General features: G+C 55.2%; 22 protein-coding genes. 12 read left to right on the forward strand and 10 right to left on the reverse strand.

The annotated features are described in order from the left end of the window. Window positions 1-144 precede the first annotated feature (144 nt). Window positions 145-1428 carry a citrate synthase gene (locus LZ634_RS07520; protein ID WP_234503564.1) on the forward strand — a complete coding sequence of 428 codons (1284 nt, stop codon included), beginning with the start codon at window positions 145-147 and terminating at the stop codon, window positions 1426-1428. Between the two features lie 88 nt (window positions 1429-1516). On the opposite strand, the gene nei is transcribed toward LZ634_RS07520, so the two are convergent. The 6 genes from nei to LZ634_RS07550 all read right to left on the reverse strand — a co-directional run bounded on the left by nei (window position 1517) and on the right by LZ634_RS07550 (window position 6546). Then, the gene (gene nei / locus LZ634_RS07525; protein WP_234503567.1) at window positions 1517-2308 is read right to left on the reverse strand and encodes an endonuclease VIII; all 792 of its coding nucleotides are present in this window, start codon (window positions 2306-2308) and stop codon (window positions 1517-1519) included. 78 nt (window positions 2309-2386) lie between these two features. After that, a complete protein-coding gene (locus LZ634_RS07530) occupies window positions 2387-3256 on the reverse strand; it encodes a DUF1266 domain-containing protein (RefSeq protein WP_234503569.1) in 870 nt (289 codons plus the stop codon). A gap of 224 nt (window positions 3257-3480) precedes the next feature. Continuing rightward, entirely contained in the window at window positions 3481-4215 is a 735-nt protein-coding gene (gene pxpA, locus LZ634_RS07535) for a 5-oxoprolinase subunit PxpA (RefSeq protein ID WP_234503572.1), read from the reverse strand. Continuing rightward, complete coding sequence (gene pxpC, locus LZ634_RS07540; protein WP_234503575.1) at window positions 4205-5137, reverse strand: 5-oxoprolinase subunit PxpC; 933 nt, start codon at window positions 5135-5137, stop codon at window positions 4205-4207. Before pxpC ends, pxpA begins: the two co-directional genes overlap by 11 nt. Then, complete coding sequence (pxpB, locus tag LZ634_RS07545; protein ID WP_234503577.1) at window positions 5131-5787, reverse strand: 5-oxoprolinase subunit PxpB; 657 nt, start codon at window positions 5785-5787, stop codon at window positions 5131-5133. Before pxpB ends, pxpC begins: the two co-directional genes overlap by 7 nt. Window positions 5788-5802: 15 nt before the next feature. Beyond that, a complete protein-coding gene (locus LZ634_RS07550) occupies window positions 5803-6546 on the reverse strand; it encodes a type 2 GTP cyclohydrolase I (RefSeq protein ID WP_234503703.1) in 744 nt (247 codons plus the stop codon). 281 nt (window positions 6547-6827) lie between these two features. Here LZ634_RS07550 and dtpD point away from each other — a divergent pair, with 281 nt between their 5' ends. Beyond that, complete coding sequence (gene dtpD, locus LZ634_RS07555; protein WP_234503580.1) at window positions 6828-8309, forward strand: dipeptide permease DtpD; 1482 nt, start codon at window positions 6828-6830, stop codon at window positions 8307-8309. Window positions 8310-8378: 69 nt separating this feature from the next. On the opposite strand, the gene phrB is transcribed toward dtpD, so the two are convergent. Together phrB and LZ634_RS07565 are read right to left on the reverse strand one after the other, a co-directional pair. Further along, window positions 8379-9800, reverse strand: coding sequence for a deoxyribodipyrimidine photo-lyase (gene phrB, locus LZ634_RS07560; RefSeq protein ID WP_234503582.1), 1422 nt, complete (start codon window positions 9798-9800; stop codon window positions 8379-8381). A gap of 170 nt (window positions 9801-9970) precedes the next feature. Next, window positions 9971-10177 (reverse strand): YbfA family protein, encoded by a 207-nt coding sequence (locus LZ634_RS07565; protein WP_234503584.1) that lies wholly within the window; start codon window positions 10175-10177, stop codon window positions 9971-9973. 306 nt (window positions 10178-10483) lie between these two features. On the opposite strand from LZ634_RS07565, the gene kdpF reads away from it, so the two are divergent. The 10 genes from kdpF to LZ634_RS07615 all read left to right on the forward strand — a co-directional run bounded on the left by kdpF (window position 10484) and on the right by LZ634_RS07615 (window position 23072). Then, window positions 10484-10573 carry a K(+)-transporting ATPase subunit F gene (kdpF, locus tag LZ634_RS07570; RefSeq protein ID WP_077625464.1) on the forward strand — a complete coding sequence of 30 codons (90 nt, stop codon included), beginning with the start codon at window positions 10484-10486 and terminating at the stop codon, window positions 10571-10573. Next, window positions 10573-12252, forward strand: a complete 1680-nt coding sequence (gene kdpA / locus LZ634_RS07575; protein ID WP_234503587.1) for a potassium-transporting ATPase subunit KdpA — start codon at window positions 10573-10575, stop codon at window positions 12250-12252. The genes kdpF and kdpA overlap by 1 nt, the downstream gene beginning before the upstream one ends. Window positions 12253-12272: 20 nt before the next feature. Further along, a complete protein-coding gene (kdpB, locus tag LZ634_RS07580) occupies window positions 12273-14321 on the forward strand; it encodes a potassium-transporting ATPase subunit KdpB (protein ID WP_234503590.1) in 2049 nt (682 codons plus the stop codon). Between the two features lie 10 nt (window positions 14322-14331). After that, window positions 14332-14907 (forward strand): potassium-transporting ATPase subunit KdpC, encoded by a 576-nt coding sequence (kdpC, locus tag LZ634_RS07585; protein ID WP_234503594.1) that lies wholly within the window; start codon window positions 14332-14334, stop codon window positions 14905-14907. Between the two features lie 2 nt (window positions 14908-14909). Then, complete coding sequence (kdpD, locus tag LZ634_RS07590; RefSeq protein WP_234503705.1) at window positions 14910-17597, forward strand: two-component system sensor histidine kinase KdpD; 2688 nt, start codon at window positions 14910-14912, stop codon at window positions 17595-17597. Further along, the gene (kdpE, locus tag LZ634_RS07595) at window positions 17594-18271 is read left to right on the forward strand and encodes a two-component system response regulator KdpE (protein WP_234503597.1); all 678 of its coding nucleotides are present in this window, start codon (window positions 17594-17596) and stop codon (window positions 18269-18271) included. The genes kdpD and kdpE overlap by 4 nt, the downstream gene beginning before the upstream one ends. Before the next feature lie 278 nt (window positions 18272-18549). Next, on the forward strand, window positions 18550-18654 hold the full coding sequence (speFL, locus tag LZ634_RS07600) for a leader peptide SpeFL (RefSeq protein ID WP_006819052.1): 105 nt from the start codon (window positions 18550-18552) through the stop codon (window positions 18652-18654). Between the two features lie 367 nt (window positions 18655-19021). After that, entirely contained in the window at window positions 19022-21217 is a 2196-nt protein-coding gene (speF, locus tag LZ634_RS07605) for an ornithine decarboxylase SpeF (RefSeq protein ID WP_234503601.1), read from the forward strand. Next, on the forward strand, window positions 21214-22530 hold the full coding sequence (potE, locus tag LZ634_RS07610; RefSeq protein WP_234503604.1) for a putrescine-ornithine antiporter: 1317 nt from the start codon (window positions 21214-21216) through the stop codon (window positions 22528-22530). The genes speF and potE overlap by 4 nt, the downstream gene beginning before the upstream one ends. Before the next feature lie 65 nt (window positions 22531-22595). Further along, window positions 22596-23072 (forward strand): pyridoxamine 5'-phosphate oxidase family protein, encoded by a 477-nt coding sequence (locus LZ634_RS07615; RefSeq protein WP_234503606.1) that lies wholly within the window; start codon window positions 22596-22598, stop codon window positions 23070-23072. A 37-nt stretch (window positions 23073-23109) separates the two neighbouring features. Here LZ634_RS07615 and LZ634_RS07620 read toward each other — a convergent pair whose 3' ends face one another. After that, the gene (locus tag LZ634_RS07620; protein WP_234503609.1) at window positions 23110-23442 is read right to left on the reverse strand and encodes a DUF1294 domain-containing protein; all 333 of its coding nucleotides are present in this window, start codon (window positions 23440-23442) and stop codon (window positions 23110-23112) included. Between the two features lie 174 nt (window positions 23443-23616). Further along, window positions 23617-25257 carry a phosphoglucomutase (alpha-D-glucose-1,6-bisphosphate-dependent) gene (gene pgm / locus LZ634_RS07625; protein ID WP_234503611.1) on the reverse strand — a complete coding sequence of 547 codons (1641 nt, stop codon included), beginning with the start codon at window positions 25255-25257 and terminating at the stop codon, window positions 23617-23619. Window position 25258 lies beyond the last annotated feature (1 nt).

The following is a 25258-nucleotide window of genomic DNA, read 5'->3' on the forward strand; positions in this document are numbered from 1 at the left end:
TCAAGCGCCCTTGCTCTGTACCCTTGCTTTATTTCTTCAGCAGAGCCGTGAGCCAAATAACAAACAGGCAACGTCGAAATATGTTTTGAATTGCAAATCCGGCATCCAGCAGTCTTAAGCAAAAAGGCGCTAAGGAGACCGTAAATGGCTGATACTAAGGCAAAAATCACTGTGACCGGTGAAAATGCTATTGAACTTGATGTGCTAAAAGGTACGCTCGGTCAGGATGTTATTGATATCCGTAGTCTTGGTTCGAAAGGCATTTTTACTTTTGATCCTGGTTTTACCTCTACCGCATCTTGCGAATCTAAAATTACTTTTATTGATGGTGACGAAGGGATCTTGCTGCACCGTGGCTTCCCTATCGATCAGTTAGCCACCGAGTCTAACTATCTCGAAGTGTGCTACATCCTGCTGTACGGTGAAAAACCTTCTCAAGCTGAATTTGACGAGTTCACCACCACCGTCACTCGCCACACTATGATCCACGAGCAGATTACCCGTCTGTTCCACGCGTTCCGTCGCGATTCTCACCCAATGGCGGTGATGTGCGGGATAACTGGCGCGCTGGCTGCGTTCTATCACGACTCTCTGGATGTGAATAACCCACGTCATCGTGAAATCGCCGCATTCCGTCTGCTGTCGAAAATGCCAACCATGGCAGCGATGTGTTACAAATATTCTATCGGCCAGCCGTTCGTCTATCCGCGTAATGACCTCTCTTATGCCGGTAACTTCCTGCGCATGATGTTTGCCACCCCTTGCGAAGAGTATGTAGTGAATCCTGTGCTGGAACGCGCCATGGACCGTATTCTGATCCTGCACGCTGACCACGAACAGAACGCATCAACCTCGACCGTTCGTACTGCCGGTTCTTCCGGTGCTAACCCGTTCGCTTGTATCGCAGCCGGTATTGCTTCTCTGTGGGGGCCAGCACACGGTGGCGCCAACGAAGCAGCACTGAAGATGCTCGAAGAGATCAGCTCCGTTAAACACATTCCTGAGTTTGTCCGTCGCGCGAAAGACAAGAACGACTCTTTCCGCCTGATGGGCTTTGGCCACCGCGTCTACAAGAACTACGACCCGCGCGCCACCGTGATGCGTGAAACCTGCCACGAAGTTCTGCGCGAACTGGGCTCGAAAGATGATCTGCTGGAAGTCGCGATGGAGCTTGAGCACATCGCACTGAACGACCCGTACTTCATCGAGAAGAAACTGTACCCGAACGTCGACTTCTACTCCGGTATCATCCTGAAAGCGATGGGCATTCCGTCAACCATGTTCACCGTTATCTTCGCGATGGCGCGTACCATCGGCTGGATTGCGCACTGGAACGAAATGCACACTGACGGCATGAAGATTGCGCGTCCACGTCAGCTGTACACCGGCTACGAACAGCGTGACTTCAAATCAGAACTCAAGAAATAAATGAGAGTTTGATAGACAAAAAGCGCCTGCGGGCGCTTTTTTTATCACCCACTATCGGTGGGAAAACCTCATCCATTGAATGGTATTTTCAATGCTGACAACCCGGGCACCAGTAAAATGGCCGTGAAGAAAGCATTGTTTTCTCAATCATCGTCCCGCAGCGCTCACACGCCTCCCCGTCGCGGTGAAAGACTTTAAAGCGAAACAGCGCACCATGATACTTATTGTCATCCACCTGACCGCGTGTGTTGTACGAAAGCCGCGGGATCGCCAGCAGCGCCTGCGCCAGCGAGTCAAGCTGAGCGTCGTTTAGCTGCGACGCTTTATGATTCCCGGTGAGCCCAACTTGCCAGAGGATCTCGACACGCAAATAGTTGCCAAGCCCTGCCAGAAACGCCTGATCTAAAAACAGCCCGGAAAATTGGCGGTTGCGAAATTTCGGCAACAGCAGTCGCTCTTTGACCTTTTGGGGCGTCAGCGTCATATCGAGCACATCCGGCCCCACGCGCAGTAAAAACGGATGCGTCTTCACCTGCTCCGGCGTCAACATTTCAATATCCGATGCGCTATACAACAGAATGGTCTTGTCCGCAGTCTGTAGCTTCACGCGCAGAACCCGCGTCGTATCCAGCGAGTCACCGGTGTTCACCACCCGCCATACGCCATAAAGCTGGTTATGGCTATACAGCGTCAGACCGCCGGAAAAATGGGTAAGCAGCGCTTTGCCACGCGTTTCGACGTGGGTGACGTATTGGTCGACAAGGAGGGAGGCATAGGGTTTTAATTCAGGAAAAGCAAACCAGACATCGGTCAGTGGCTTGCCTTTGATAGCCGCTTCCAGGCTATCCGCTGCGCGGCGGATTTCTGGGCCTTCTGGCATAGTGGTGTCCTTTTATCAATCAAAACGCCAACTATCCTGAGCGTCTCAGCCCTGGTTAGCAAGCGCAATGATGAAGAGTCAGGCATCACAAACGCGGAATTCTAAGGTCCGAAACGGCGAGTCGTTGTCCTCTAGCAGCAGCTTTGCCCCTTGAAAACGATTACTGGCGACAAACCCCGTTCTCAGCACGCCTAGAGCGCCTTTCCAGGCACCATTCCACTCTAAATACATGATTAAGTATGACGCGGTGAGTTGTTCCCACGATGAGAATTGTTGTTGAATAAGCTCTCCGATAGTATTGAGAAACGCTCTTGCTTCCTGTTCATCAATATAACCGATTGAAAAACCTATTCGGGTAAGCCAGGAGGCTCTGACCAAATCAAATCCGGTCTTCGGACAAGCATCAACATTTTGAAAAAAAAGACCTTGCTGCTGTAAAAAAGAAATATAGCGGTCTTTGGCTACCACGGCATCCAGAGATGAGCGCGAAGCAGCAATAGAATTATTAATTAACGTGCGGATAACCTTCCTTAATTTCCGATCGTTATCAATATCCCACGAAGTACTCATTAAAAAACGCGCCTCTTTAACATCTTCCAGATTATTTAAGTCCAGCTGTTCAAGTGAATTCACATAACTTATTGAAGTACTGTAACGTCCCGTTTCAGCAATCAAACATAGCGACTCTGCGCATGCTGAACGCTGCTCGTTTGGTGATGTTAGTGGGTAACAAGGCTGCGTGTTGTACAACTGACTGATAACAAACTCGGGTATATCTCTGTGATGGGAAGAAGCGCGAACATGAAGCACCAAAGAAAACACAGCCCACGCCATTAATGCCCCGGTTATAATATGAAAGGTAAGATGATTACCGATTAAATTAAACTTACTCTGAGCAATTACACCTACAACTAATATGATAGTTGGTAACGCAATTTTACGTACCATAAAAACTCCATCCCTGGACACATGAACGGTAAAAGTCGGCAGGAAAACGACCGTTTACACCGGGCAAGTGTAAGTATAATTTTCTCAACCATGCTAGTAAAAAATACAAACAGCAGAGAAAATCAGAATAAATTAATCAATTAAAAAATATAAGAAAGAACAAAATATAAAAATAATAAATAACTCAAGGTGCGCAATGGCCTGGGACGCACCTTAAAAAATATCTACGCCTGAACAACAATTCCCTGCGCCATGAACGCGTTACGCAGGCGTCGGGCAAATGCCAGCGCATGTTCTCCGTCACCGTGTAGACAAACCGTCTGCGCCTGTACCGACGTCCATTGTCCATCAACGCTGCACACCCGCCCGTTCTGCACCATCTCCAGCGTTTGCGCCAGTGCCTGCGCCTCATCCGTAATCAGTGCACCTGGCTGGCTACGCGGCACCAGTTGTCCATCCGCCTGATAGCCCCGGTCGGCAAATACCTCCTGACGGGTCGATAACCCCAAACGCTCGCCGGCCCGAATCAGTTCACTGCCCGCTAGCCCAACCAGAATCAAGGCCGGGCTAATTGCCAGCACCGCTTTGGCGATTGCTCCTGCCAGCACAGCATCTTTCGCCGCCTGGTTATACAACATACCGTGCGGCTTGACGTGACGCAGCGTCCCCCCCTCAGCCTGAACAATGGCCGCCAGCGCGCCTACCTGATACAGCGTCTGGGCGTAAACCGTTTCTGGCGGTAATTGCATTGCCGAGCGGCCGAAATTGTCCCTATCGGGAAAGCTCGGATGCGCCCCCACGGCCACGCCGTTTTTCAATGATTCGCGCACGCAGTCAAGCATCATCCGGGCATCGCCTGCGTGAAAACCGCAGGCAATATTGACCGAGGAAACCAGCGTCAGCAATTGCGCGTCACTGGCACAGCCTTCGCCGACATCGGCATTAAGATCAATCATCATCGCCAAGCCGCCAGGATAATTGTTGCAGATAGCGCTGCTGGTCATGCCGCGCCTTCAGCGCCTCTTCAAGGCTGCAGCGAACGAAGTGAATGGGCTGTCCGAGTGGGATCTGCGCAAGCTGGAACATATCGGCCTCGATAATACAGGCGATACGCGGGTAGCCGCCGGTGGTCTGGGCATCGTTCATCAGCACAATAGGCTGGCCATTGTGCGGCACCTGCACGACACCGGGAACCAAGCCATGAGACAGCAGTTCACGCCCGGCTGTGCGCGTCAACGGCTGCCCGTTCAGACGATAGCCCATGCGGTTACTCTGCGGGCTTAAGTGCCATGGCGAACGCCAGAAGCTCTCCTGCGACACCTCATCAAATTCGTGATATTCCGGGCCTGGCAGCGCACGAATATGGTTACTGGGCAGCAGCGGCTTCACCCCGCGCGGCGCTTTAAACGTCCGCAGTGGATTGCCCAATGGCAGCACATCGCCATCCTGGAGCCGCCGCCCTTCCAGCCCGCCGATCCCCACGTTGAGATCGGTACTGCGCGATCCCATTACCGCCGGAACGTCAATGCCTCCCGCGACGGCCAGATAGCTGCGAATGCCGTACTGCGGGCGTTTTAAGGTCAACGTTTGTCCGGCTTTCGCCCAGTGCCGCCAGCCGCTCCACACCGCCTCATCATCAAGCGTCGCTTCGCTACCCGCCCCCGTTAAGGCAAACCAACCGTCACGGGCAAAGTGAAACGACGCCATGCCGAGGGTAATTTCCAGCGCCGCAGCGTTAGCATCGTTACCTACCAGCAGGTTCGCGGTTATTAGCGCGGGCTGGTCCATCGCGCCACCGCGGCTGACACCGGACTGACGGAGCCCATCACGCCCACAATCTTGTACCGTGGTGTACATCCCCGCTCGAATCACCTTCAGCATATTCCCTCCTTTTGCGGCACGAAACGCACCGTGTCACCCGGGCGTAGCAAGACAGGTTCTTCACGATTGGGCGAGAACAGCGACAGCGGCGTACGGCCAATTAACTGCCAGCCACCTGGCGTCGCCAGTGGATAAATCCCCGTTTGCACACCGCCAATCCCGACCGAACCGGCAGGCACCTGCAATCTGGGCTCAGCACGGCGCGGCATTGCAAGCGCGGATGGCAGCCCGCCTAGATAGGGGAAACCCGGCTGAAAACCGAGGAACCACACCACATAATCAACCGAGGCATGCAGCTCAACCACCTGCTTAGGCGTCAGGCCGCTAATGCCCGCCACTTCCGGCAGATCCGGGCCGCTATCGCCACCGTACACCACCGGAATATCAATACACCGTGATTCAGGCTCCAGCGCTTCGCTCTCTTCCCACCAGCGCTGCAAACGCTCAATCGCATCCAGCGCCTGAGTCTGCGGGTCACGCAATGTGACCGTGATGTTATTCATCCCTGGAATGGCATCCACCACGCCAGGCATCTGTGCGACACGCTGCGCCAAACCCCAGATTCGCTTTTGGGTTGTAAGCGTGACCGGCGGCTCCAGCTCCAGCACCACCGCCGTCTCTCCTAATAGATAACAACGCGCTCGCTGCACTTTATTCCCTCATCATCAGGCCGGGTTGGCGATATCCACAAAGGTCACATCCAGATCGGTCGTCTCATTGAGCCATTCGCTCAGCGCGCGAATGCCGCCGCGTTCGGTGGCATGATGACCGGCTGCATAAAAGTGTAATCCCTGCTCGCGGGCAGAATGAATAGTCTGTTCAGAGACTTCACCGGTAATAAACGCATCGACGCCAAAGCGCGCCGCGCTGTCGATAAAGCCTTGACCACCGCCGGTACACCAGGCCACGCGCTGGACTTTATCTGGCCCGGTATCCCCACTCCACAACGGTTTACGTCCCAGACGCGCTTCAATCCACGACGCCAGCTCAAGGCCGGAAACCGGCATCGACAGCTCTCCCCACGGTACCAGCGCTTCAATCTCACCCTGGATGTTGATTCCCAGCAGCTGCGCCAACTGGGCGTTATTCCCCAGTTCAGGATGCGCATCCAGCGGCAGGTGCCAGCCATAAAGATTAATATCATTTGCCAGCAGCGCCTTCAGACGGTTGCGCTTCATGCCGCGAATGACCGGCGACTCGCCCTTCCAGAAGTAGCCATGATGCACAATGACCGCGTCCGCCTGTTGGCGCACGGCCTCGTCAATCAGAGCCTGGCTGGCGGTGACGCCGGTGACAATTTTTTGCACCGTCTCACGCCCTTCAACCTGCAGACCATTGGGCGCATAATCGCTAAAGGCGGCGCTGTTGAGTTTTTCATTAATCAGTTGTTCTAGCTCAGTATTTTTCATCATCGCTCCCTTTGCCATTGATGCCGTACTACAGAATAAAATAGCGTCCTGCAGGCGCTACGTCGATACGCAATTCCTTACACTCTCCGCCATGCCGCGTAATTACGCGCAATAAGTGCTTAAACAACACGATTTGACTGTTTTTATGTGACGCAATTAATGTATATTTATGCAACCATACCGCATATTACAAAGATAATACGATTTTCATCGTATGATTACAGTATAGAAACAAAACCTTACGCAGCATGGCTGTGCAGGGTTTCGAGGTCAGATGTGTAATGAATAAATCACAATCTCAGCCGAAGGCAATTTACTACGTCGTCGCGCTGCAAATCTGGGAATACTTCAGCTTCTATGGCATGCGCGCGCTGCTGATCCTGTATCTCACTAATCAGCTGAAATATAACGATACCCACGCTTACGAACTGTTTAGCGCCTACTGTTCGCTGGTTTACGTCACGCCAATCCTTGGCGGCTATCTGGCCGATAAAGTCCTCGGCAACCGCATGGCGGTGATGCTGGGTGCGCTGCTAATGGTCGTCGGCCATATGGTTCTGGGTGCCAGTGAAATCGCACCGATGTTCCTGTATTTGTCGCTCGCGATTATCGTCTGTGGTTATGGACTGTTTAAATCCAACGTCAGTTGCCTGTTGGGCGAATTGTATGAACCCACCGACCCACGTCGCGATGGCGGTTTCTCGCTGATGTACGCTGCGGGCAACGTCGGCTCTATCATTGCACCTATCGCCTGCGGTTTTGCTCAGGAGCAGTACAGCTGGGCAATGGGCTTCACCCTCGCCGCCGTTGGTATGCTTGCCGGTCTGGTTATCTTCATTAGCGGTCGCCGCCACTTTGCCCACACCCGTGGGGTAAATAAAGAAGTGCTGTGTGCGAAGAAATTCCTGATGCCGAACTGGGGCTGGCTGCTGGTGCTGCTGGTAGTTGCGCCACTGTTTATCACCGTGCTGTTCTGGCAGGAGTGGTCGGTCTACGCGCTGATTGTCGCTTCGATTATCGGTCTGGTGGTATTGGCGAGAATTTACCGTCGCGCCGAAACCGCCGAGCAACGCAAAGATCTGCGTCTGATAATGGTACTGACCTTCTTCAGCCTGCTGTTCTGGGCGTTCGCCCAGCAGGGCGGCAGCTCAATCAGCCTGTATATTGACCGTTTCGTCAACCGTAACGTGCTGGGCTATGAAGTACCGACCGCGATGTTCCAGTCGGTTAACGCCTTTGCGGTAATGGCGTGCGGCGTGGTGCTGGCGTGGTTGATTAAAGAACATGTCACCAGCCATCGCGATCTGCGTATCTGGGGCAAATATGCACTTGGCCTCGGCCTGATGAGCGCTGGCTTCTGCATCCTGACGCTGAGCGCCCGCTGGTCGGCAACCTACGGCCACTCGTCAATGCCGCTGATGCTTCTGGGGCTGTCGGTGATGGGCTTTGCCGAACTGTTTATCGACCCGGTGGCGATGTCGCAAATCACCCGTATTCAGATCCCGGGCGTGACCGGCGTGTTAACGGGTATTTATATGCTGCTCTCTGGTGCGGTGGCGAACTATGTTGCCGGTCTTATTGCCGACCAGACGTCGCAGGCCTCTTTCGATGCCGCCGGTGCGGTGGATTACTCCATCAACGCCTACATCGACGTGTTTAGCCAAATCACCTGGGGCTCCGTCGCCTGCGTCGCCGCCGTATTGGTTATCTGGCTGTACCATTCGCTCAAAGTCCGCAGCCGCCGGTTGGCCGCTGAGGCTTAATGACACCACGAGGCCTGATGTTTCAGGCCTCGCTTCTTCTACCGCCCGCCGTTGCCCGATAGCGGTTTATCAGCCACCTGATTTTTTCGCGGCCTCATAGGCTGCCAATGTTGCGACTCGCGCCTCACCATGGCTGACTATCGGGCGCGGGTAATCCAACGCAGCCCCCTGCTTATCGGCCCACGCCCAAGGCTGATGAATCGCCTTATCGGGCACCGTTTTCAACTCCGGCAGCCAGTGGCGAATAAATTCACCGCTTTTATCAAAGCGCTCGCCTTGAGTGGTGGGGTTAAAGATGCGGAAATACGGCGCAGCGTCGGTGCCGGTAGATGCGGCCCATTGCCAGCCGCCGTTATTGGCCGCCAGACAACCGTCCACCAGCTGCGACATAAAGTAACGCTCCCCTGCCCGCCAATCGATAAGTAAATCCTTCACCAGGAAGCTGGCGACAATCATCCGCAGGCGGTTGTGCATCCAGCCGGTTTCGTTGAGCTGGCGCATCGCGGCATCAACAATCGGATAGCCGGTTTTCCCCTCCTGCCAGGCCTTCAGTTCGTCCGGCGCCTCGCGCCAGCGGACGTTATCGGTCCAGTCGATAAACGGGCGATGCTTGCACAAGCGAGGGTAGTAGGTCATCAGATGGCGGTAAAATTCGCGCCAGATCAGTTCATTGAGCCAAACGCTGCCCGCGCCGCCATCAAGCGCGGCTGGCTGTTCGGCGAGCAGGCGATGCAAACACTGACGCGGCGACAGCACGCCCACCGCAAGGCAGGCGGATAACCGGCTGGTGCCTTCAATGGCCGGGAAATCACGCTGAGCTTCATACTCCGCCGCCGACTGCTGGCAGAACTTGCGCAGCTGTGCAATCGCCGCGTTTTCATCAGCGGGAAACAGCGCGCTATCAAACGGCTGCTGCGGATAATCGAGGGTGATGGCAGGCGTATTGTCCACCGCCGGTGCCTTTCTGGGCGCCGGGGCGCGAACGCATTCCGGCAGATGCTCGCGCAAACGCCGCAGCCAGACATTTTTATACGGCGTAAACACTTTATACATCTCGTGATTGCCGGTCATTACCGCGCCCGGCGGCAGGATGACGCTGTCGTCAAACCCCTGGCAAACCGTGTCCATCAGCGCCCGCTCCACTGCCGCATCACGCTGACGCTCGTTGAATTCGTACTGGTAGTTGTAAAAAAGCTGCGTCACCTCGTGTTGCTGGCAAACATTTTTTACCGCTTCAACGCTGGCAGCAAAATCATCAACCTGTAGAAAAATCAGCGGGATGTTTTTTTCTGCCAACGCCTGACGTAGCACGTTCAACTGCGTGGCAATATAGGCCGCCTGGCGCGGAGCCATATGATGTTCAGCCCACTGCCGCGGAGTGGCGATGTAAAGCGCCAGCACCTGGGCATTCGCATCGCGACAGGCGGCGGCAAGGGCAAGATTGTCATGCAGGCGTAAATCAGCGCGGAACCAGACCAGATGAGTGGACATACATTTCCTGAATACATTAGTGAATGAATTCAATAGTACACCAAATATTTCATAACACGCGTGCTCTGCCCGTCGTCGCAATATCTCTGAGTTCTGGCGCAAAGTACGTATTCAGCAGGCGAAAAAAAACCGCACCTTCACAGGCGCGGTTTTGATCGTTTATTTACAGATTAATAGAAGTCGCAGGCGGCTTCTTCAGCCTGCTCCATCCATACCGGCTTATCGCTGGTTTTAGACCAGACGCGGTGCAGGTAGCTATAAAAACGACCGCGATCTTTCCAGAACAACATCACCGGCAGCGCGACAATCCCCGCCACCACGGCGAAAGTACGGCGCAGCAACACAATGTGCGCAGGATATTTTTTATACAGTTCCATTTTTCTCTCCCCTAAGTTGGCCGGCAATGCTCGCCGGAAAATAAATCTCAGTAATCTGGCTAAAAGAGTACCGCCTTTTGTGTAATTTTACTACTCATCCGACCACTTTTTTATGCTCGTTTTGCCTTTATTTACTTTACTCACGTAACTGGGTTACACGATTGTTAAGTTAATACTAACCATTAGTTAAATTGTGCCTTTTGCCATTTTTATACTTTTTTTACACCCCGCCATTCTATTTTTGCGAAATCTTTGCACCCGAAATCCTACGCTTAGCGCAATAACTCAAGAGTCCGGAGGTGGATTGTGACTACAGGCGTAATAGCCGGCGTGGTGCTGGTGTTCCTGTTACTGGCGTATCTGGTTTATGCCCTATTAAAGGCGGAGGCCCTGTGATGGCTGCTCAAGGATTTTTACTGGTCGCCAGCTTCCTGCTGGTATTGTTCGTACTCGCCCGCCCGCTCGGCAAAATGCTGGCGGGGATGATCGTTAATACCCCGCTGCCGGGCGTGGCGCGCTGCGAAAATGTGCTGTGGCGGGCGCTGGGTATTTCCGGGCAGGAGATGAGCTGGGGACGCTATGCGGCGGCCATTTTACTGCTCAATCTGTGCGGGCTGCTGGCGCTCTTTGCCCTACTTATGCTGCAAGGCATTCTGCCACTTAACCCGCAGCAGTTGCCCGGGCTGTCATGGCATCTGGCGCTCAATACCGCCGTGAGCTTTGTCAGCAATACCAACTGGCAATCTTACAGCGGTGAAACCACCCTGAGCTATTTGAGCCAGATGGCTGGGCTGACGGTGCAGAACTTCCTCTCCGCCGCCACCGGTATCGCCGTACTGTTTGCGCTGGTACGCGCCTTTGCCCGTCACAGCGTCAACACGCTGGGGAACGCCTGGGTCGATCTCACCCGTATTACGCTGTGGCTGCTGCTGCCGATTTCGCTGCTGCTGGCGCTGTTCTTTATTCAGCAGGGTGCGCTGCAAAACGTTCTGCCCTACCAGCCGTTCACCTCGCTTGAAGGGGTCCATCAGGTGCTGCCGATGGGGCCGGTCGCCTCGCAGGAAGCGATTAAGATGCTGGGGACCAACGGCGGCGGCTTCTTTAACGCTAACTCCTCACACCCGTTTGAAAACCCAACCGCACTGACCAGCTTCGTGCAAATGCTGGCGATCTTCCTGATCCCCGCCGCGCTGTGCTTTGCCTTTGGTGAGGCGGTCGGTGACAACCGCCAGGGCCGCGCCATTCTGTGGGCGATGACGCTGATTTTCATCGTCTGCGTGGCGGTAGTGATGTGGGCAGAAACCCAAGGCAACCCGCACCTGCTCCAGCTGGGTGCTGATAGCAGTATCAATATGGAAGGTAAAGAGAGTCGCTTCGGCATTCTCGCCAGCAGCCTGTACGCGGTAGTCACTACGGCAGCCTCCTGTGGGGCGGTCAACGCTATGCATGACTCGTTCACCGCACTGGGCGGCATGATCCCAATGTGGCTGATGCAGATTGGCGAGGTGGTGTTCGGCGGCGTGGGCTCTGGCCTGTACGGCATGCTGCTGTTTGTCCTGCTGGCGGTGTTTATCGCCGGGCTGATGATTGGCCGCACCCCGGAATACCTCGGTAAGAAAATCGATGTACCGGAGATGAAGATGACCGCGCTGGCCATTCTGGTGACACCAACATTGGTGCTGCTCGGCACGGCGCTGGCGATGATGACCGATGCCGGACGCAGCGCGATGGCCAACCCGGGTTCGCACGGATTTAGCGAAGTGCTCTATGCCGTGTCATCGGCGGCAAACAATAACGGCAGCGCCTTTGCCGGGCTGAGCGCCAACACGCCGTTCTGGAACTGTCTGCTGGCGGTGTGCATGTTTGTCGGTCGCTTTGGGGTCATCGTCCCAGTACTGGCGATTGCCGGTTCGCTGGTGACGAAAAAGATCCAGCCCGCCACCCCTGGCACGCTGGCAACGCACGATGCGCTGTTTATCGGCCTGCTGATTGGCACCGTGCTGCTGGTTGGCGCCCTGACCTTTATTCCCGCCCTGGCAATTGGCCCGGTGGCGGAACATCTTTCCCTGTTTTGAGTGATGCGGAGCTATTGGTTATGAGTCGCAAACAACTGGCCCTGTTTGAGCCCTCTTTGGTTCGCCAGGCGCTGATCGACGCCGTGAAGAAACTCAACCCCACCATCCAGTGGCGTAACCCAGTGATGTTTATCGTCTGGCTGGGAAGCGTGCTGACCAGCGGTCTGGCTATCGCCATGGCGATGGGCATATTGCCCGGTAACGTCTGGTTTAGTGGAGCGATTGCTCTGTGGCTGTGGTTTACCGTTCTGTTTGCCAACTTTGCCGAAGCAATGGCCGAAGGCCGCAGCAAAGCACAGGCCAACAGCCTGCGCGGGGTGAAGAAAACCGCGTTTGCCCGCAAGCTGCGTGAAGCGCGCTACGGTGCGCAGATGGATCACGTCCCGGCAGATGAGCTGCGCAAAGGCGATGTGGTGCTGGTGGAAGCCGGCGACATCATCCCCTGCGACGGTGAAGTCATTGAAGGCGGTGCCTCGGTAGATGAGAGCGCAATTACCGGTGAATCCGCGCCGGTTATCCGCGAGTCCGGCGGCGACTTTGCCTCGGTCACCGGCGGGACGCGCATTCTCTCCGACTGGCTGGTCGTACGCTGCAGCGTTAACCCTGGCGAAACCTTCCTTGACCGGATGATCGCCATGGTCGAGGGCGCCCAGCGCCGTAAAACGCCGAACGAAATCGCGCTGACCATTCTGCTGGTGGCCTTAACGATTGTGTTCCTGCTGGCGACCGCCACCATCTGGCCGTTTTCCGCCTGGAGCGGTACGCCAATTAGCGTCACCGTGCTGGTCGCGCTGCTGGTATGCCTGATCCCAACCACCATCGGCGGGCTGTTATCAGCCATTGGTGTTGCCGGGATGAGCCGTATGCTGGGTGCTAACGTTATCGCCACCAGCGGACGCGCGGTGGAAGCGGCGGGCGATGTTGACGTTCTGCTGCTCGACAAGACCGGCACCATCACTCTCGGCAACCGTCAGGCTTCGCAGTTCCTGCCCGCCCAGGGCGTGGACGAAAAAACGCTGGCCGACGCCGCGCAGCTCTCTTCGCTGGCGGATGAAACCCCGGAAGGCCGCAGCATCGTGGTACTGGCGAAACAGCGCTTTAACCTGCGCGAACGCGATGTGCAGGCCCTGCACGCGACCTTTGTACCGTTTACCGCCCAAAGCCGAATGAGCGGGATCAATATCGACAACCGCATGATCCGCAAAGGCTCAGTGGATGCTATTCGTCGTCATATTGAAAGCAACGGCGGCAGCTTCCCGCTCGACGTGGAGCAAAAAGTGGAAAGCGTGGCAAGCCTTGGCGCGACGCCGCTGGTGGTCGCCGAAGGCGCCCGCGTGCTGGGCGTTATTGCCCTCAAAGATATCGTCAAAGGCGGCATTAAAGAACGCTTTGCCCAGCTGCGGAAGATGGGGATCAAGACGGTGATGATCACCGGCGATAACCGCTTAACGGCCGCCGCCATTGCCGCCGAAGCGGGCGTGGATGACTTCCTCGCCGAAGCAACGCCGGAAGCGAAGCTGGCGCTGATTCGTCAGTACCAGTCGGAAGGCCGGATGGTGGCGATGACCGGGGACGGCACCAACGATGCCCCGGCGCTGGCGCAGGCCGATGTGGCGGTCGCAATGAACTCCGGTACCCAGGCGGCGAAAGAAGCCGGCAACATGGTCGACCTCGACTCTAATCCGACCAAACTGATTGAAGTGGTGCATATCGGTAAACAGATGCTGATGACCCGTGGCTCATTAACCACTTTCAGTATCGCCAACGACGTGGCGAAGTATTTTGCCATTATTCCCGCAGCGTTTGCCGCCAGCTGGCCGCAGCTCGGGGTGCTGAACATTATGCATCTACACTCGCCGAACTCGGCCATTCTCAGCGCCGTTATCTTCAACGCGCTGATTATCGTCTTCCTGCTGCCGCTGGCGCTGAAAGGCGTGAGCTATCGTCCACTGTCGGCCTCGGCGATGCTGCGCCGCAACCTGTGGATTTATGGCGCAGGTGGCCTGGTGGTGCCGTTTATTGGCATTAAAATCATTGATGTGCTGTTAACCCTGCTGGGTTTGGTGTGAGGAAATAACCATGTCTGCATTACGTCCTGCCATTGTGATTTTTCTGTTCCTGACGCTGATTACCGGCGGCCTGTATCCGCTGGTGACTACTGCTCTGGGACAATGGTTGTTCCCGACCCAGGCCAACGGTTCGCTGATTTTCGAGAACCACGAGCTGCGCGGATCGCGACTGATAGGTCAGAACTATAGCGATCCTGGCTACTTCCAGGGCCGCCCTTCGGCGACCGCTGATATGCCGGATAACCCGATGGCTTCTGGCGGCAGCAATCTGGCCGCCAGTAACCCGGCGCTGGATAAACTGTTCAGCGACCGCATCGCCGCGCTGCACGCAGCTAACCCCGACGCCAGCCGTACGGTACCGGTTGAGCTGGTAACTGCTTCCGCCAGCGGGTTAGATCCTAACCTGACACCTGCCGCCGCATTATGGCAGGTGCCGCGCATCGCTAAAGTCCGTAATGTTTCCACCGCCTGGCTCAGAGAACAGGTGGAAGCAGCGACGCATACGCCGCTGCTCGGCTTTCTCGGCCAACCTGTGGTAAATATTAATGAGCTGAATATGGCGCTGGATGCCCACAAGGATAATTGATGATGACCGACGAACCGCTGCGTCCAAACCCGGATCGCCTGCTGGAACATACCGCCGAAGCGCACCGGGGAAAACTGAAAATTTTCTTCGGCGCCTGCGCCGGTGTGGGCAAAACCTGGGCCATGCTGGCGGAAGCGCAGCGGCTTCGTTCACAGGGTTTGGATGTACTGGCGGGGGTAGTAGAAACCCACGGACGTAAGGAGACGGCGGCGATGCTCAAAGGACTGAGCACGTTACCCCCCAAACGTACCGCCTACCGCGGGCGCTATGTGCAGGAGTTCGATCTCGATGCCGCCCTCGCCCGCCGCCCGGCGCTGGTGTTAATGGATGAGCTGGCGCACAGCAATGCCCCCGGCTCTCGCCATCCTAAGCGCTGGCAGGATATCGACGAACTGCTGGAAGCCGGGATCGACGTTTTTACCACCGTCAACGTTCAGCATCTGGAGAGCCTGAACGATGTGGTCAGCGGCGTCACCGGCATTCAGGTGCGCGAGACCGTACCCGATCCTTTTTTTGATGCCGCCGATGAAGTGGTATTAGTTGACCTTCCCCCGGACGATCTTCGCCAGCGCCTCAACGAAGGCAAGGTGTATCTCGCCGGTCAGGCCGAGCGGGCGATTGAAAACTTCTTCCGTAAAGGCAACCTGATTGCCCTGCGCGAACTGGCGCTGCGCCGGACTGCCGAGCGTGTTGACGATCAAATGCGCGCCTGGCGCGACACCCAGGGCCAGGAAAAAGTCTGGCATACCCACGACGCAATATTATTGTGTATTGGTCACCACACCGGCAGCGAAAAACTGGTGCGGACCGCCGCCCGTCTGGCTTCGCGGCTAGGCAGCACCTGGCACGCGGTGTACGTCGAAACACCTACGCTGCACCGCCTGCCTGAACCGCAGCGACGGGCCATTCTCAACGCTCTACGGCTGGCGCAGGAACTGGGGGCCGAAACGGCAACCCTCTCCGAGCCATCGGAAGAGGCGGCGGTCATTCGTTACGCCCGCGAGCATAATCTTGGCAAGATTGTGATTGGCCGCCAGAAGAAACGTCACTGGTGGCGCGGCGAACGTTTTGGCGACCGAATTTCCCACCACGCCCCTGAGCTGGATCTGCTGGTGGTAGGCATTGATGAATCGCCGCTACCGCTACCGGACAGCGCGCATGACCGGCGGCCTTTTATCGACAAATGGCGCGTACAAATTCGCGGTTGCCTGGTCGCATTGGGGCTGTGTGCGGCCATTACCTTTATCGCCGCACAGTGGCTGGTGGCCTTCGAGGCGGCCAACCTGGTGATGCTTTATCTGTTGGGCGTGGTGATCGTTGCGCTGTTTTACGGCCGCTGGCCGTCGGTGCTGGCGACGGTGATTAACGTGGTTAGCTTCGACCTGGTATTTGTCGCCCCGCGCGGGACGCTGGCGGTTTCTGACGTCCAGTATCTGCTGACGTTTGGTGTGATGCTGACCGTCGGACTCGTGATTGGTAATCTCACCGCCGGGGTGCGCTACCAGGCGCGGGTTGCGCGCTATCGTGAGCAGCGCACCCGCCATCTGTATGAAATGTCGAAAACTCTGGCGGTGGGCCGTAACGCCTTCGATATTGCCCACACCTGCGAGCAGTATATCCGCTCCACTTTCCACGCTCGCAGCCAGGTGCTGATGCCGGATGAGCACGGCAAACTGACTGCGCTCACCCAGCAAGAAGGGATGACGCCGTGGGATGACGCGATTGCCCACTGGAGTTTTGATAAAGGACTCCCCGCCGGAGCCGGTACCGATACCTTACCCGGCGTGCCCTATCTTATTTTGCCGCTACGCAGCGCCGACAGCACTCACGGACTTATCGTGGTCGAACCGCAGAATCTGCGTCAGTTGATGATTCCGGAACAGCAGCGGCTGCTGGAGACCTTTACTCTGCTGGTCGCCAGCGCGCTGGAACGCCTGGCACTCACCGCCAGCGAAGAACAGTCGCGGCTGATTAGCGAGCGCGAAAGCCTGCGTAACTCACTGCTGGCGGCGCTTTCCCATGACCTGCGCACGCCGCTCACCGTGCTGTTTGGCCAGGCCGAAATTCTCACCCTCGATCTCGCCAGCAGCGGTTCCCCGTATGCCCCGCAGGCCAACGAGATTCGCCAGCACGTGCTCAATACCACCCGGTTAGTGAATAATCTGCTGGATATGGCGCGCATTCAGTCCGGCGGGTTTAACCTGAATAAAGAGTGGCTGACGCTGGAAGAAGTGGTCGGCAGCGCGCTACGCATGCTGGAGCCGGGATTGAACGGCAGGCAGATTAAACTCGCCCTACCCGACCCGCTGATGCTGGTGTTTCTGGACGGCCCGCTGTTCGAACGGGTGCTGATTAATCTGCTGGAGAATGCGGTGAAATATGCGGGTAGCGAGGCGGAGATTGGCATCACGGCGACCACCACCCACGACAGCCTGCAGCTGGATGTTTGGGACAGCGGCCCAGGGATCCCAAGTGGGCAAGAACAGCAGATTTTCGCCAAGTTCTCCCGTGGTCATAAAGAGTCCGCGATCCCCGGCGTAGGGCTGGGGCTGGCCATCTGTCAGGCGATTGTTGATATTCACGGCGGTACCCTTTCCGCCAGTAACCGGCCGGAAGGCGGCGCCTGTTTTCGTGTTACACTTCCACGAGAGAAACCGCCTGAACTGGAAGAGGCTCCGGAAGATCTGTGACCAGCGTTCTGATTGTTGAAGATGAAGATGCCATCCGCCGTTTTCTGCGCACCGCGCTGGAAGCCGACGCGCTGCGCGTGTATGACGCACCGACCCTCCAGCGTGGCCTGCTGGAGGCCGCAACGCGCAAACCGGATCTGATTATCCTCGACCTCGGATTGCCCGATGGCGACGGCCTCGATTTTATTCGCGACATTCGCCAGTGGAGCCCGGTGCCGATTATTGTGCTATCGGCCCGCAGTGAGGAAAGCGACAAAATTGCCGCGCTGGATGCCGGTGCGGATGACTATCTCAGCAAACCGTTCGGTATTGGCGAACTGCAGGCCCGCCTGCGCGTGGCGCTGCGCCGTCATGCGGGCGCTCAGCCAAATGAACCTGTCGTCGCCTTCTCCAACATTACCGTTGATCTCGCCGCCCGCCGCATCGTGCGCGGCAGCGAGGAAGTTCATCTCACCCCGATTGAGTTCCGCCTGCTGGCGGTGCTGCTCAATAACGTGGGCAAAGTACTCACCCAACGTCAGCTGCTAAACCAGGTGTGGGGGCCCAATGCGGTGGAACATAGTCACTATTTGCGCATTTATATGGGGCATCTGCGGCAGAAGCTGGAAATAGATCCCGCACGCCCACAGCATTTATTAACCGAAACAGGGATAGGCTACCGCTTTATGTTATGAATATTTATTCATAATAAGTAAAATCTTAATCCTATTATTATAGCAACTCTGATAATGGGACCTTTTATATAAACACCTAACTCCCAGCGTTTATTTAAATCAAATTTAAAACACTCCATTTACATAAATTACACAATTCAGCATTTCATACTAGACGAACCCCTACCAACAATGGATTATTTTATAAATGATCTCTCGTAGTTGATCACCATCACAGTTTTAAGCCTGACTGGAGATAAAATGACTCCGCTTTAAGATATTTCTCGGAGGTATACGAAATGGAAAATAATAATCGAATGATGCCCCACATAAGGCGGACAACTCATATTATGATGTTTGCCCACCGTAATAGTTTCGACTTTCACTTCTTTAACGCCCGATAAGTCTTCCGACTTCGGGCGCCCCGCAGTTATTCCTTGCGATACGCAAAGTCATTCAAGTTGCATCAACGCGGCGAGTGAGTGAATCCCCAGGAGCTTACTTCAGTAAGTGACCTTGGTTAATGAACGTAGCCAACGCAGAAACGACTTGAAGGATGGTGTGTATAATACAGGCTTTTGCCTGCTGCATGCGCTCGCCATAACAAACCTAAAGCTTCCGGCCACCGGACCGGTTGGGTTTGTGACATCCTGAAAAAACTTACGCCCTGATTTTATCATCAGCGAGATCGTATTGATTTTTTTCCGGCGATATCAATTTCTCATTCGAGAAATTGAGGGACTGCTATTATCAAAAATAAAGAGTCGAAAAATGTCTGAATTAAAAATTGCCGTCAGCCGTACTTGCCCGGATTGTTTTACTACCCAGCGTAATATTACTAATACCTGCGACACGAATTTCATTGATGTTGCCGCTGCCGTGTTATCTATTGAAGACATTGAGTGCGGTAAACTCGATGAAATAGATGCTACGGGTTATAACCTGCCAGTTTTTATTGCTATTAATAAAGATCAAATCGTTCCATCAGAATATCTCTCACGAATTCAAGGGGTATTTGAGCACGACGAAACGCGTAACGACTTCTATGGTCGTCAGCTAGAAGCCGCGGCGCACAAGTATGAAGTGCAACTGCGTCCACCATTCTTCAGCGCACTGGTCGATTACGTTGCTCAGGGCAACAGCGCCTTTGATTGCCCAGGGCACCAGGGTGGTGAATTCTTCCGCCGCCATCCTGCCGGTAACCAGTTCGTTGAATATTTTGGCGAAACATTATTCCGCTCTGACTTATGTAACGCCGACGTCGCGATGGGCGACCTGTTAATCCACGAAGGCGCACCGTGCATTGCCCAGCAGCACGCCGCCAAAGTGTTTAACGCCGATAAAACCTATTTCGTTCTTAACGGAACCTCTTCTTCTAACAAAGTGGTGCTTAACGCGCTGCTGACCCCTGGGGATCTGGTACTGTTTGACCGTAATAACCACAAATCCAACCACCACGGCGCGCTGCTGCAAGCTGGGGCCACGCCGGTGTATCTGGAAACCGCACGTAACCCGTACGGCTTTATCGGCGGTATCGACGCCCACTGTTTCGAAGAGAGCTATCTGCGTGAACTGGTCGCTGAAGTCGCACCAAACCGCGCCCGCAATGAACGTCCATTCCGTCTGGCCGTTATTCAGCTCGGTACTTATGACGGCACCATTTATAACGCCCGTCAGGTCGTCGATAAAATTGGCCATCTATGCGACTACATCCTGTTTGACTCCGCTTGGGTGGGCTACGAACAGTTTATTCCGATGATGGCCGACTGCTCGCCGCTGCTTCTTGAACTGAACGAAAATGACCCTGGTATCCTGGTCACTCAGTCAGTGCATAAACAGCAGGCTGGTTTCTCACAGACTTCGCAGATTCATAAAAAAGACAGCCACATTAAAGGCCAGCAACGTTACGTTCCGCATAAGCGTCTTAACAACGCCTTCATGATGCATGCCTCCACCAGCCCGTTCTATCCGCTGTTTGCGGCACTGGATATCAACGCCAAAATGCACGAAGGGCAAGCGGGCCGCAACATGTGGATGGACTGCGTTTCTAACGGTATCGAAGCGCGTAAGCTGATTCTCGATAACTGCCGCCACATTCGTCCGTTTGTTCCAGAACAGGTTGACGGTAAAGCATGGCAGTCGTTTGAAACCAAACAGATCGCCAACGACCTGCGCTTCTTCCACTTTGTACCTGGCGAACGCTGGCACGGTTTTGAAGGCTATGCCGAGCATCAGTACTTTGTCGACCCATGCAAACTGCTGCTGACCACCCCAGGCATCGATGCTAACGGCGAGTACGACACCTTCGGCGTACCGGCAACCATTCTGGCGAACTTCCTGCGTGAGCATGGCGTGGTCCCGGAAAAATGCGACCTGAACTCCATCCTGTTCCTGCTGACCCCGGCCGAAGATATGGCTAAGTTGCAGCAACTGGTTGCCCTACTGGTCCGCTTCGAAACGCTGCTGGAAGCGGATGCGCCGCTGAAAGAGGTTCTGCCATCACTCTACGGTCAGTACAAAGATCGCTATGCGGATTACACCCTGCGCCAGCTGTGCCAGGAGATGCATAACCTGTATGCCCGTCATAACGTGAAACAACTGCAAAAAGAGATGTTCCGCAAATCACACTTCCCACCTGTCAGCATGAATCCGCAGGATGCCAACTACGCCTATCTGCGTGGCGAAGTTGAGCTGGTTCCGTTGTCACAGGCGGAAGGTCGAATCGCCGCCGAAGGTGCTCTGCCATATCCTCCAGGAGTGCTGTGCGTAGTCCCTGGCGAAATCTGGGGCGATTCGGTACTGCGCTACTTCACCGCGCTGGAAGAAGGGATCAACCTGTTGCCGGGCTTTGCGCCTGAACTGCAGGGGGTTTATATCCAGGAGCATGATGGGCGCAAACAGGTGTGGTGCTACGTGATTCAGTCTCAGCTGCCGCAACCTGCGCTGCTGAAAGGGGAGAAATTATGAGCAAAGCCAACAATAAAATGGGTGTTGTTCAGCTCACCATCCTGACGATGGTGAACATGATGGGCTCCGGTATTATCATGCTGCCCACCAAACTGGCTGAAGTCGGCACCATTTCGATTATCTCCTGGCTAGTCACCGCCGTCGGTTCGATGGCGTTAGCCTGGGCCTTCGCCAAATGCGGGATGTTCAGTAAGAAATCCGGTGGTATGGGCGGTTATGCCGAGTATGCCTTTGGTAAGTCGGGCAACTTTATGGCCAACTATACCTACGGTGTTTCGTTGCTGATTGCCAACGTGGCCATCGCCATTTCTGCCGTCGGTTACGGCACCGAGCTTTTCGGTGCCGCACTCAGCCCGGTGCAAATCGGGATCGCCACCATCTGCGTGCTGTGGATCTGTACCGTTGCTAACTTCGGCGGTGCGCGTATTACCGGTCAGCTCAGCAGCATTACGGTATGGGGGGTTATTATTCCGGTGGTCGGTCTGTGCATCATCGGCTGGTACTGGTTCAGTCCAACCATGTACGCAGAGTCCTGGAACCCGCACCACGTACCGTTCTTCACCGCGGTAGGTTCATCCATCGCCATGACGCTGTGGGCCTTCCTCGGTCTGGAATCCGCCTGTGCGAATGCTGAAGTGGTTGAGAATCCAGAACGTAACGTGCCAATCGCCGTACTGGGCGGGACGCTGGGGGCGGCGGTGATTTACATCATCTCCACCAACGTCATTGCCGGTATCGTGCCAAACATGGATCTGGCGAACTCCACCGCGCCGTTTGGTCTGGCCTTCGCGCAGATGTTCACCCCGGAAGTCGGGAAAGTGATCATGGCGCTGATGGTGATGTCCTGCTGCGGTTCACTACTCGGCTGGCAGTTCACCATTGCGCAGGTGTTTAAATCCTCTGCGGATGAAGGCTACTTCCCGAAAGTGTTCTCTCAGGTCAGTAAAGCCGATGCGCCGGTGAAAGGGATGCTGGTGATTGTGGTCATTCAGTCTGGGTTGTCATTAATGACCATCAGCCCATCGCTGAATAATCAGTTCAACGTGCTGGTTAACCTGGCGGTGGTGACCAACATCATTCCGTACATCCTGTCGATGGCGGCGCTGGTGATTATTCAGCGCATGGCGAATGTTCCTGCTGGCAAAGCCCGCATGGCCAACATCGTGGCCTTTATTGGTGCGATGTATAGCTTCTACGCCCTGTTCTCCTCCGGTGAAGAAGCGATGCTGTACGGTTCTATCGTGACCTTCCTTGGCTGGACGCTGTACGGCCTGGTATCACCACGCTTTGAACTGAAAAACAAACACAGTTAAGACCTTCGCGGGTTGCTGGCAACGGCAACCCGCTTTCTTTTACTTCCCTTCTTAAGACAATCATCATGAGCAACCCAGAGCGCATCGTCTCCGATATCGACACCACGCTTGCCATTATTCAGCACCACCACATCTGCCGGATTGCGCTTAACGACGAAAGCAGCCCGTATATCGTGCCGGTCAATTTTGGCTATGAGTATCAAAATGGGCATTGGGCAATCTATTTTCACGGCGCGCGCTGCGGGAAAAAAATGCGGCTGCTGCGAAAAAACCCAGCCGTTAGCATTGAGATAGACGGCGATCATCGGTTGATTCCGGCCGAAGAAGCCTGCGATTACAGCTACGGCTACACCAGTATTATCGCCAAAGGACGGGCAACCATTTTGCAGCAGCCCGAAGAGATGAAACGGGGCCTCGACATCATCATGCATCAGGCCGTACCGGGAAAAACCTTCAGCTACCGTGACGACATGATGAAAGCGGTTTGCGTAGTGCGTATCGACTGCGAGGAGTTAACCTGCCGCCGCAATCAGGCGGAATAGCGGAGCCATCTTAAGCTCCGCGGGGAGACGGCGGATTCTATACCTGCCAGTATCCCCACCCCACCACCGCCAATACGTTCAACACCACGCTCAGCATAAACCAGGTACGAAACGGCTGTTTCTGGGTTTTATGACGGAACAGCTGCTGCGCCACCAGTGCCCCTACCCAGCCGCCAACGATCCCGAACACCAGCAGCGTCATTTCAGGCACTCGCTGCCAGCTTTTACGGGCGGCAAATTTATCGATACCGTACACCAACAGCGTGGCGATATTGACCATCACCAACCATGCCCAGAAAGAATGAAAATGGAAATAGCTGGCTGTCGCTAAGAGGGCCAACAGGCCATAACAAAACGGGTTAAATCTCATCTCTCTATACATCCTTTGGTCATCGGCTCATTCCTGGATACACCGTAAGCGAGCCGTAAACGTATTTCAGCCATAAAAAAATCCGTAATCCCGAGGGGACTACGGATTCTTGCATCAGCGAACTTTCAGGAACCCCTAAATCGTTCGGCATTAAACCTCACGACGCTTTCGCTATCAGGCGTTTTTCAGCACTTCGCTAACAATCTCTACCGCTTCTTTCTCGATCTGCTGACGATGTTCAGCGCCGAGGAAGCTTTCACAGTAGATTTTGTAGGCGTCTTCGGTGCCCGATGGACGCGCAGCAAACCAGCCGTTGTCGGTCATCACCTTCAGGCCACCAATCGATGCGCCGTTACCCGGCGCCGCCGTCAGACGGGCGGTGATAAGGTCGCCCGCCAGGGTGCTGGCGCTGACCATTTCTGGAGACAGCTTAGACAACGCCGCTTTCTGCGCGGAAGTTGCACTGGCCTGCAGACGGTTGTAGCTCGGCGCACCAAAGCGTGCCGCCAGCTCATTGTAGTGCTCCTGCGGGTTTTTACCGGTGACAGCGGTAATTTCCGCCGCCAGCAGGCACATGATGATGCCGTCTTTATCGGTGGACCATGGCGTACCGTCAAAGCGCAGGAAAGAAGCCCCCGCGCTCTCTTCGCCGCCAAAGCCAAAGCTGCCGTCGAACAGACCGTCAACAAACCATTTAAAGCCAACCGGGACTTCCACCAGCTTACGGCCCAGATCGTTGACCACGCGGTCAATCATCGCAGAAGAAACCAGCGTCTTGCCGACCGCCACATCTTTGCCCCACTGCGGACGATGCTGGAACAGATAGTTGATAGCCACCGCCAGATAATGGTTCGGGTTCATCAAACCAGCCGGAGTTACGATACCGTGACGGTCGTAATCCGGGTCATTGGCAAACGCCAGGTCGAACTTATCACGCAGCGCCAGCAGGCCCGCCATCGCGCACTCGGAGGAACAGTCCATACGGATTGCGCCGTCTTTATCGAGGTGCATAAAGCGGAAAGTCTGGTCAACGTGATCGTTCACGATGGTCAGGTTCAGGTTGTAGTGTTTGGCAATACGCTTCCAGTATTCAATACCGGAGCCGCCCAGCGGATCAACGCCCAGCGTCAGACCCGCTTTCTGGATAGCCGCCATATCGACGATATCCGCCAGCCCTTCAATAAACGGCTGCACCAGATCCACTTCTTTAACGTGACCGGAAGCCAGCGCCGCAGTGTAGGAAATGCGCTTCACGCCGTTAAGGTCGGCTGCCAGCAGCGCGTTGGCGCGATCTTCAACCACTTTGGTGACGTTGGTATCAGCCGGGCCACCGTTTGGTGGGTTGTACTTGATACCGCCATCGTCCGGCGGGTTATGGGATGGCGTAATGACGATCCCATCAGCCAGCGGGCCGCCTTTTTTGTTATGCACAAGGATGGCGTTGGAGATAGCCGGAGTCGGCGTAAAACCATTGTTTTCCTGCACAATGACATCAACACCATTTGCTGCCAACACTTCAAGAACAGAGATAAACGCAGGCTCGGAGAGCGCGTGAGTATCTTTCCCGACATAGCATGGGCCCGTAATTCCATTTTTCGCGCGCTCTTCAGCGATTGCCTGAGCAATGGCCAAAATATGCTTTTCGTTGAAGCTGTGACGACCTGCGCTCCCGCGGTGACCGGAAGTCCCGAATTTCACCGCGTGTTCCGCATTGCCCACTTCCGGCTGCAGTACGTAGTACTGAGACGTCAGCTGGGCCACGTTGATCAAGTCACTTTGCTGTGCAGGCTGACCCGCACGGGTATGGTTTGCCATT

Source organism: Kluyvera intermedia, assembly GCF_021440345.1.
Classification (GTDB): Bacteria; Pseudomonadota; Gammaproteobacteria; order Enterobacterales; family Enterobacteriaceae; genus Kluyvera; species Kluyvera intermedia_A.